This is a genomic window from uncultured Clostridium sp., from assembly GCF_947036855.1.
Classification (GTDB): Bacteria; Bacillota; Clostridia; order Clostridiales; family Clostridiaceae; genus Sarcina.
In genome coordinates this window covers 1-9,768 of the sequence record NZ_CAMQRY010000094.1, presented here as the reverse complement: position 1 = coordinate 9,768, position 9,768 = coordinate 1, and the positions used below count along the sequence as shown (strand labels likewise).

At 28.2% G+C, this 9,768-nt stretch carries 9 protein-coding genes; 1 reads left to right on the top strand and 8 read right to left on the bottom strand.

What is annotated here, in order from left to right; all coding sequences use genetic code 11:
• Positions 1–184: 184 nt before the first annotated feature.
• Complete coding sequence (locus Q0V15_RS09595) at positions 185–2,008, top strand: FUSC family protein (RefSeq protein ID WP_297438412.1); 1,824 nt, start codon at positions 185–187, stop codon at positions 2,006–2,008.
• A 48-nt stretch (positions 2,009–2,056) separates the two neighbouring features.
• Here the strand turns inward: Q0V15_RS09595 and Q0V15_RS09590 are convergent, their stop codons facing one another.
• From Q0V15_RS09590 to Q0V15_RS09555, 8 genes are all read right to left on the bottom strand, one after another.
• The gene (locus tag Q0V15_RS09590) at positions 2,057–2,746 is read right to left on the bottom strand and encodes an acylneuraminate cytidylyltransferase family protein (protein ID WP_297438410.1); all 690 of its coding nucleotides are present in this window, start codon (positions 2,744–2,746) and stop codon (positions 2,057–2,059) included.
• A 24-nt stretch (positions 2,747–2,770) separates the two neighbouring features.
• Positions 2,771–3,925 (bottom strand): UDP-N-acetylglucosamine 2-epimerase, encoded by a 1,155-nt coding sequence (gene neuC / locus Q0V15_RS09585; protein WP_297438408.1) that lies wholly within the window; start codon positions 3,923–3,925, stop codon positions 2,771–2,773.
• A 2-nt stretch (positions 3,926–3,927) separates the two neighbouring features.
• The gene (gene neuB, locus Q0V15_RS09580; protein ID WP_297438406.1) at positions 3,928–4,920 is read right to left on the bottom strand and encodes an N-acetylneuraminate synthase; all 993 of its coding nucleotides are present in this window, start codon (positions 4,918–4,920) and stop codon (positions 3,928–3,930) included.
• Positions 4,913–5,557, bottom strand: coding sequence for an acetyltransferase (locus Q0V15_RS09575; protein ID WP_297438404.1), 645 nt, complete (start codon positions 5,555–5,557; stop codon positions 4,913–4,915). Before Q0V15_RS09575 ends, neuB begins: the two co-directional genes overlap by 8 nt.
• Positions 5,558–5,559: 2 nt before the next feature.
• Positions 5,560–6,297: a sugar phosphate nucleotidyltransferase gene (locus tag Q0V15_RS09570; protein ID WP_297438401.1), complete on the bottom strand. Its 738-nt coding sequence runs from the start codon at positions 6,295–6,297 to the stop codon at positions 5,560–5,562.
• A 4-nt stretch (positions 6,298–6,301) separates the two neighbouring features.
• Complete coding sequence (locus tag Q0V15_RS09565) at positions 6,302–7,480, bottom strand: LegC family aminotransferase (protein ID WP_297438399.1); 1,179 nt, start codon at positions 7,478–7,480, stop codon at positions 6,302–6,304.
• Positions 7,481–7,507: 27 nt separating this feature from the next.
• The gene (locus tag Q0V15_RS09560; RefSeq protein ID WP_297438397.1) at positions 7,508–8,494 is read right to left on the bottom strand and encodes an NAD-dependent 4,6-dehydratase LegB; all 987 of its coding nucleotides are present in this window, start codon (positions 8,492–8,494) and stop codon (positions 7,508–7,510) included.
• 181 nt (positions 8,495–8,675) lie between these two features.
• On the bottom strand, positions 8,676–9,623 hold the full coding sequence (locus Q0V15_RS09555; protein ID WP_297438395.1) for a hypothetical protein: 948 nt from the start codon (positions 9,621–9,623) through the stop codon (positions 8,676–8,678).
• Positions 9,624–9,768 lie beyond the last annotated feature (145 nt).

The following is a 9,768-nucleotide window of genomic DNA, read 5'->3' as shown; positions in this document are numbered from 1 at the left end:
CAAGTAGTATATTACTATAAAGTTATATCCTACCTATAAATATCTAGTAAATATTCAAAAATATATCATTATAAAAACAAAACCATTATAAATTAAAAAATCTATTCTCCATTTAGCAAAGATGCTTTAAAATAAGAGATAAAAGACTTAATTAATTTAAACAAAAGATAATAAGGAGTTTATAATGGACAAACTTACAGCTCTTAAAATATATATAGTGGCACTTATAATTATTGCCACATTTATTCCCTTTGGTCAGGTTAATATAATAATTCCTGTTGCATCTATACTTTTAGTCCCTTCTCTTGCAACTGATGACTATAAATCTGATAGCATTAAAAATATAATAAAATTATTTAGTACATTTTTAATACTATCAATTTCAGCTTCAATTATTGGACTAAATCTTTATATTGGAATTTTCATAACCTTTATTGTAGTTTTTTCTATTTACTATCTTTATACATATGAAGATAAAAAATCTAAGGCTATAAGTTACATACTCTACTATGTTTTAATTTTATCTATTCCAATTAATAAAGATGAAATTCCACTTAGACTTACAGCTTGTATTTATGGAGCAATTATCACAGTAGCTTTATACTACACTTTATCTAAGATTAATCTTTTCAAAACAGCAGACTTAACTATTGAAGATGCTTACGACAATTTAAATACTGCAATACTTTTAAAGATTCAAAATGATAATTATTATGATTTTATTTTAAAAGCTCTATCAGAAAGCGTTATAGCTGATAGTATTTTAATAAGACAACTTCATAAGTTTTCTAAAAATAATGATATTACTATAAAAAAAGAGATTACTTTAGACCTTATGAAATCACTTGCTAGTATCATAAATAAAACTGAAGATACAAATGTTTTAAGAGATATTTCAAAAATCCTTAAATGGGTTATAAAACTTTATAAAGATGATATTGATATAACTGAATTTAAAGAAAATATATCAGCTAATATATATTTATCAAGTGGCTATGAAAATTCATTAATAAAAAAATATATAGCTACCTTTTTAGAACTTTATGAAAATGATGTTTTAAACACTAATGAAAGATACGGTAGACATTATATAAAAAGTGTTATAAAAAAATATGATACTACTTTCAATTTAAATACTACTTTTGCAATGAATATGGATTCACTTAAATTCAATATTGCTATCAAAGGCTCAATACTTATAACAATAGTAACCTTTATCATATATACCTTTAATTTATCAGAAGGAAAATGGATTTTATATACTGTAGCAGTAACATATCTCCCATTCACTGGTACAGGCATAAAGAAAATTAAAGCTACTGTTCTTGGGCTAATACTTGGATTTATATTATTAAACTTAGTTTTAATATTTGTCGATTCTAAATTATTGATATTAATTTTAATACTTATAGGTGGATATTTAGCACTCACTATAACTTCATATAGCAAGCAAATCATTCTTACTACATTTTGTGTTGTAGCATCTAGCTCTATGTTTAATAGCTTTTCATATAATACACTTGGAATCAGTAGATTTATATATGTAATAATTGGTGGACTTCTAACTTATATGACAACTAAATATATCTATCCTGTAAAAGTAAAACAAAAAATTAGAAATATATATAAATCATATATAAAACTAAATGAAGAAATACTAAAAAATATAGAAGAAAAATCAGTTGAAGAACTATTCAACGAAATTCAAAGCAAAAAGAAATCAGCACCTACTATGACATCATCTGAAATTCTTATTGTATATAGAATACTCCTTATGAAAAGCAGATTTTTAAGTAGCTACCTTAAAACAAAATATGCTGAAAGATTTGATATAAAAGAAACTCTAATAATTGGTGATTATAAAAATATAGCTAGAATAGAAGATGAAAATATCATACTTAAATTAAATGAAATCCCTCTGAGTTATAGTAAATCATCACTTATTGAAAACTTAAAAGAATTCAATAAGCCAGTAAAAAAAGCTAAAAAAGAAGTTAAGCAAAAATAACCATTTGCTTAACTTCTTTTTTCCAAACATATAAAACACTTTTAAATTCTACTCTAAATATAACTCTGCTATTTTAAAATCCATTAAACTATCTATATCTATAGACCTTTCTTTTGGCATTATATATGCAAAACTATCCTCTTCATAAAAGGTTTTATACTTTTTATAATACTCAATACTTGCTATGTATATAGCACCATTTAATCTATATTCTTTTTTAAAATCCTGCCGTCTAACAAACTTTAAATCTTTCATAAACCCACTCATTGATTTTGTTTCATCTAATATAATATTTAAATTTGATGAATGCTCAACTTCACATACACTAACTACAGCTTTAGCTTTTTTACTTATTAATAATTCCATAGCTTGTACTATATCATATTCATTTCTTAGTGGTGATGTTGGTTGAAGTAATATAAAATAATCATATACTTCTCCCATTCCTTCTAGTTTTAAAATACAATCTAATATAACATCTACTGTACTTACATTATCTCCTGATAATTCTACATCTCTTATAAAAGGTATATTTGCACCATATCCTTTAGCTATTTTTGCATATTTTTTAGAATCTGTAGATACTATTATTTTCTCAAATATCCCACTTCTTTTTGCTGATTCTACTGTATATCCTATAAGATGCTTATTATTTAACTTCTTTATATTTTTATCTTTAAGCTCCTTTGAACCACTCCTAGCTGGTATTATTCCAAGTATTTTCTTTCCCTTAAACATAATATTTAACCCTCTCACCCTAATTTATAAATCATAAAATCTTTTTTTTATATCTATATTTTCTATTCTCATTTTAATAACTTCAATTATCTTGCTAGATACTATGCCATCTCCATATGGATTTATGGAATCTTTTATCTTCACTTTAAATTCTTTTGATAAACCATATCTTATAGCTTTTACTATCTCATCATATCTACATATACAATTTATAGTTGTTTCACTTTGTATTCTTCCTTTTTGCCTATCACCAATATTTATAGTTGGAACTCTAAAACTTGGTGCTTCTATAATCCCACTTGATGAATTTCCAATAACTAAACTAGCATATTTCATTGCACTTAAATAATTTAACTGCCCCATAGATATAAATGCTAGTGTATTTTCTTTATGCTTTTCTACATATTCATCTATCATTTTATTTATAATTCTTCCATCTGTATCTGAATTCGCCTTTGTAAATATTATTTTTGCATCTTCTATTTTATCTAATGCGAGTAATAAATTTTTAAATTGATTTTCAGAAGAAATATTATCTAAAGTTACTGGATGAAAAGTTACTAAGAATATCTTTTTATCAAACTTTAAGTTAAGTTTTTCTTCTATCTCTTTCTTACTTAATAATTTTAGATTTTTTATATTTTCTATTCCAATAGCTCCAACATTATAAACATTCTTTGGATTTTCTCCTAGTTGAATAACTCTCTTTCTATATATCTGTGTACTTGTAAAATGCAAAAAAGACATCTTTGTTATAGAATGTCTTATAGCTTCATCTATTGCACCTTCAGTAGTTTCTCCACCATGAATATGAGCTATAGGTATTTTTCCAATCATAGCAGATGTAGCAACTGCAAGCATCTCATATCTATCACCAAGTATTACTACAATATCAGGCTTTAACCTATCAAAAACCTCTGCAAAACTTATCATTGCAAGTCCCATAGATTTTGAAATGCCTACTGCTGTATCTGAACTAAGGAGTATTTCAACTTTCTCAATATTTACATAACCATCTTTAACTATAGAATCATAAGTCATTCCAAACTCAGGTGATAAATGCATTCCCGTAACTATTAATTGTAGTTTAAATTCCTCTTCTAAAATAACTCTATCTATTAATGGTTTTAATAAACCATACTCTGCCCTTGTTCCTGTTACTATACAAATCTTCTTCATAATCATATAAACTCATCTTTCTCATAATTTTTAGTTGCAATGCTTCCTATAACTTCATTCCACCTCATAGGTGATATACCATTTGCAGGTCTTTTCACTGTAATATCACTTTCTAAAATAATATCACCTTTTTTAATACTTCTATCTGCCACTATGCTTTTTCTAACTACATCTTTATTTTTAAGTTCAGACTTAGAAGGCTTCTTTACTCCATCTCCAAGTGCTAACTCTATATTTCTTATTGATTTAACCATCTGCTCAAGCTCCACAGGATTTAAACTAGATTTATGGTCTGGACCAATCATATTTTTATCTAAAGTAAAATGTTTTTCTATAATACTTGCACCAAGTGCTACTGCTGCTATTGATATTTCTATTCCATTTGTATGATCTGAATAACCAACCTTTACTTTAAAAGCACTTTCTATTGTTTTCATTGCCCTTAAATTAACATCTTCCATTAATGTTGGGTACTCTGTATTACAATGCAAAACAGTTATATCCTCTGCATTATTCTCATATAAAATATCCAAAGCTTCTTCTATCTCTCCTAAAGTTGATATTCCTGTTGAAATTATTATAGGTTTCCTAAGACTTGCTACCTTTTTTAAATATGGATAATTAGTTATCTCACCTGATGATATTTTAAATATTGTCATACCCAAACTTTCAAGTTCGTCTATGCTATCTAAATCAAATGGTGTTGATAAAAACATTATATTTTTCTGACTGCAATGCTCTATCAATATTTTATGTGTATCCATATCAAGTTCTAATTTTTTAAGCATCTCAAATTGATTCTCTTCTATCTCTGAATTATTAATTTGGTATTCTGCTTTTTGTGCATTTTTACAAACTAACTTTTCTGCCTTAAATGTTTGAAACTTTATAGCATCAACACCACACCTACTAGCTTCATCTATAAGTTTTATTGCATTATCTATACTCCCATTATGATTTACACCTGCTTCTGCTATAATAAAAACCCTATTCATTTATACCAACCTCCCTACATGGATTTCCATAGGCTTTCTTATATGAACCAACATCCTTAGTAACAACACTTCCAGCACCAATTATTGTTCTCTCTCCAATCATAATACTCTGAATAATTACTACTCCTGCTCCAATATGTGAACCACTTAAAACCTTAGAGTCACCACAAACAACACTCCCTGTTGCAACATGAACAAAATCACTAATCTCAACATCATGTTCAAGTATACTCCCTGTATTTACTATTACATTTCTACCTATTCTCACACCTGAATTAACAATACTACCTTTTCCAATAAACACACCTTCAGATATTGTGCTATCATCTGAAACTATGGCAGTATTATCAATAATATTTGGAAATATAAATCCAATACTTTTTATATACTTATATAAATTTTCTCTTTTAGCTGTATCACCAATACTCCCAAGAGTAATAAATGCATATTTACACTCTTTACTAAATATCTCCTGCGCTAAAAAATCATCACCAATTATTTTAATATTAGATATATACATCCCTATCTTTTCACTCTTATCAAGAATACCCACTATATTAAACTCACCTTTTGATTTAATTGAGTTTATCACACTTTTACAGTGCCCACCTCCACCAATCAAAACAATATTTTTCATACCTATCCCTCTAATCTATCTATCATTTTTTTCATTTCATCAACTTGTCCCATATCCATCCAACAATCCTCAGATATTGAATACACACCTACACTCTTTCCCTCACATCTAAGTTTTTCAATTAAAGTTGGGAAATCCAAAAACACATTAACCTCTATCTTATCTAAGACTTCTGCCTCTACAACATACATCCCCGTATTAGTTAAAAATGTATACTCTGGTTTTTCAACTATACTATCAATCTTGCCTTTATCATTTAAATTAACAACACCATATGGAATAATCAAATTTTTCTTAGCACAAATCATTGTAATTATATTATTATTTTCCTTATGATATTTATAAATCTCTTTATAATCTGCATCAATCAAAACATCACAATTTGATAGAAAAAAAGTTTTATTAATCTTATTCCTAAGTAAATATAATCCTCCACCAGTTCCAAGTGGTCTATCTTCCACTATATGATTAATAGTATAAGCTTTCTCAATTTCATCAAAATATGATTTAATCATATCTTTTTTATAATTAACTGTTAAATAATACTCACTACACCCAATATCATTAAACTTATTTATTATCCTCTCCACTATAGGTATATCACCAATAAGAATAAGTGGCTTTGGTAATATCTTTGTATATGGATATAATCTTGTCCCCTTACCACCTGCCATTATCACTACTGGCACATTTAATCTTCCTTTTTCAGAATAACTCCTACTTATCTTACTCCCTTCCATATATCTACCTCACTTTAACTTGTAGATTTTTTATAACATCTACCACCCTATAAACATCCTCTTCCTTTAGATTGCTACTGCATGGTATATTCAAAATTTTCTTTATTAACTTTGGAGCATTTGTTATTTTATATCTCTCTGATTTAATATACGGCAATTGTTCACTAATTAACCCCCAAATAGGTCTTGTCTGAATATTTTCCTCTTCTAAACATTTTAAAAGTGTATCTCTACCCATTCCAAACTCTTCTTCATCTATAATCAAAGAATAAAACCAATAATTTGCATCAACATCTTCTTTAAAATCTAATAACTCTAAACCTTTAATATCTTGAATTAATTTCCTATACAACTCATAATTCTTTTTCTTAACATTAATAAACTTATCTAGCATTTCTATCTGAGCTAGTCCAACAGCTGCTTGTAAATTTGTCATTCTATAATTAAATCCAACCTCATTATGAATATAAAACAATTCATCATCCTTAGCCTGAGTTGATAAATACCTAGCCTTCTTTAAATCTTTTATATCCCTTGCAACAAGCATTCCACCTCCACCAGTTGTAATTATTTTATTTCCATTAAAAGAATAAACTCCAAAATCTCCTATTGTTCCAGCAAACTTACCTTTATAAACTCCACTATTAAACTTAGAACCTAAAGCCTCTGTTGCATCTTCTATAACCTTTAAATTAAAAGTCTTAGCTAAAAACATTATCTTCTGCATATCTGCTATATTTCCAAACACATGAACTATAACTATAACCCTTATATGCTTATTGCTTTTTTTATTAATAAGCCTACCATCTATAAATTCACACTCAGTTTTACAAAACTCATATAATTTTTCCATATCCATATTAAGCGAATCATCACAATCCATAAATATAGGCTCTGCCCCTACATACCTAACTGGATTCACAGCTGCAATAAATGTTAAAGTTGGCACAATAACTTCTGAATTACTATCCACACCACTAAGCAGTAAAGATAAATGAAGCCCTGCTGTACCACTTTGACAAGCCACTGCATCATTACTCTCAACATATCTTGCTAAATATTCCTCAAACTTATTTATATAGGCTCCCCCTGTAGAAACCCATTCTTTTTCTATAGCATCTGTAACATACTTAAGCTCATTACCCCTTAAATTTGGAACAGAAAGTGGTATAAACTTCTTCATAACAAAACTCCCCTTAAACTTTTTAAATTAAATATTATATATATTAGATTTATATCTCTTTAAATTCTCTTCATCTCTAAACCACTCAATAGTTTCTTTTATCCCCTCTTCAAAAGTATATGCACTCTTCCAATTAGTTAATCTTTTTATCTTCTCATTAGAACCAAGAAGTCTATTAACCTCACTATTCTCTGGTCTTAACCTCTGCCCATCACAAACTATCTTAGCCTTTGGATTAATCTGCTTAATCAACTCATTTGCAAGCTGCTCAATTGAAATCTCCTGCTGAGTTGCAATATTTATTTCCTCACCAATTGTCTTATCAGAATTTGCAATCTCAATAAATCCCCGAGCAGTATCCAAAACATAATTAAAATCCCTTGTTGGTGATAAAAAGCCAAGCTTAATCTCACTTTCTCCAGCAAGTAACTGAGTTATAATAGTTGGAATAATAGCCCTAGCAGACTGCCTTGGACCATATGTATTAAATGGTCTTACAATAGTAATAGGCATATTAAAACTTCTATAAAAAGACTCCGCTATTCTATCAGCACCTATCTTTGTTGCTGAATATGGTGACTGCCCCTGAAATGGATGGCTCTCATCAATCGGAACATACTTTGCAGTTCCATAAACCTCTGAAGTAGAAGTAACCAAAATCCTCTTAGTACCAAGCTCCCTAGCAGCCTGTAAAATATTCAAAGTTCCCTTTATATTTGTATCCACATAAGAATCTGGAGAATGATAACTAAAAGGAATTGCTATAAGTGCAGCTAAATGATACACAACATCCACCCCCTTCATAGCCTCCCTAGTCCCATTTGGATCTCTAATATCCCCTGAAAAAATTTCTATCTTATCTAAAATATTCTTAGGTAATGCATCAAGCCACCCCCATGAATTAAAAGAATTATAATACACAAATGCCCTAACATCATATCCATCCTTTATCAGTTCCTCAACTAAATGACTACCAATAAAACCATCTGCTCCTGTAACTAAAACTTTCCCCATAAACTCATCCCCCTTTCCCTCTACTATTTATAAAATATTTAAATTTCAAACTAAAACTATCATCTTTTCTATATTTAATAATATGTTTCTAATAATATTAACTAGAACTATCCATTTATTTTAGACGCCAAAAAGCTATGTTAGATTTTCTAACACAGCTAAAACTTTTTCTAATTTAACTTTACCAGCTAAGACTTAAATCACCAGAATTAAAACTCTCATACAATTTAGTTATAATCGGATCAAAAATATCTTTATCCTTAATAGGAGATTTTATTGTAAAACTATTAGTTGATCCACTTCCTACTTTCGTACAATGATAGTATGTGCTACTCCCCTCATTCCAAGTAATAACAAATGATGTTTTTCCTAAAAACTTATATCCAACTCCAGATGTACTACTTAACATTTCATTATATAATGACTGTGTAGTGTCATTTAGTACATTATTACTTCCCCAAATACTTAAAGAAGCACTTCTATCTACTGTTTCAATAGTTACCCCATCACCATTTTGTGGATATTCTGTTTCTGTCAAAAATGATGGGTACTGAATAGAAAATCCATACCTACCATTAACATATGTTTCATAATAAAAATTCCCATAACCACTATTACCTTGATTACTATCATTCAATTTATTTTCTGCTTCTAAACTTTTTTTCTTTTCTTCAAGAACTTTTAACTCTTCTTCTAATATTTTTTTTGCTTTCTCATCTTCAAGTTTTTTAACCTCTGCTTCAAGCTTTTTCTTTTCAGTTAATTTATTTTCTTCTTCTACAACTATTTCTTTATCTACTTCATTACCGTCCTTAAATTTTTCTATTTCATCCTCAATATCTAAAAGCTCTATTCCATTATAAAACTCTTTTATAACATCTAACTCATCCGATATTTTTTCATAATTGTCAGCATTTAAATATTTCAACATTTTACTAAATTCATCTTCAACTAAAGAATCTGCCTTATCTTTAAAATCCTTATCACCTTTATTTTCTAAATATATATCACTTGCTAACTTCAAATTTTCATTCTTAATTTCATTTTCAAAATCAGCTATCTTACTATTACCACACCCAACTAATAATCCACTAATTAAAATAATTCCTAGTAAACCTTTCTTCACCATAATCTCTCCCTATATAATCTACTTTATAATCATTCTATTTTTCTATAGCTCTTTTTGCCTCTAAAAATTTCAATAAATAATCATCAGCGGCTTCATACTCATCAGCTAAATATATCATTTCCTCATAAATATCAAACTCTAATTC

Excerpts from the sequence above, each read along its gene's own strand:
- Q0V15_RS09595 (WP_297438412.1), top strand. The coding sequence starts at position 185 with ATGGACAAACTTACAGCTCTTAAAATATATATAGTGGCACTTATAATT.
- Q0V15_RS09590 (WP_297438410.1), bottom strand. The coding sequence starts at position 2,746 with ATGTTTAAGGGAAAGAAAATACTTGGAATAATACCAGCTAGGAGTGGT.
- neuC (WP_297438408.1), bottom strand. The coding sequence starts at position 3,925 with ATGAAGAAGATTTGTATAGTAACAGGAACAAGGGCAGAGTATGGTTTA.
- neuB (WP_297438406.1), bottom strand. The coding sequence starts at position 4,920 with ATGAATAGGGTTTTTATTATAGCAGAAGCAGGTGTAAATCATAATGGG.
- Q0V15_RS09575 (WP_297438404.1), bottom strand. The coding sequence starts at position 5,557 with ATGAAAAATATTGTTTTGATTGGTGGAGGTGGGCACTGTAAAAGTGTG.
- Q0V15_RS09570 (WP_297438401.1), bottom strand. The coding sequence starts at position 6,297 with ATGGAAGGGAGTAAGATAAGTAGGAGTTATTCTGAAAAAGGAAGATTA.
- Q0V15_RS09565 (WP_297438399.1), bottom strand. The coding sequence starts at position 7,480 with ATGAAGAAGTTTATACCACTTTCTGTTCCAAATTTAAGGGGTAATGAG.
- Q0V15_RS09560 (WP_297438397.1), bottom strand. The coding sequence starts at position 8,494 with ATGGGGAAAGTTTTAGTTACAGGAGCAGATGGTTTTATTGGTAGTCAT.
- Q0V15_RS09555 (WP_297438395.1), bottom strand. The coding sequence starts at position 9,623 with ATGGTGAAGAAAGGTTTACTAGGAATTATTTTAATTAGTGGATTATTA.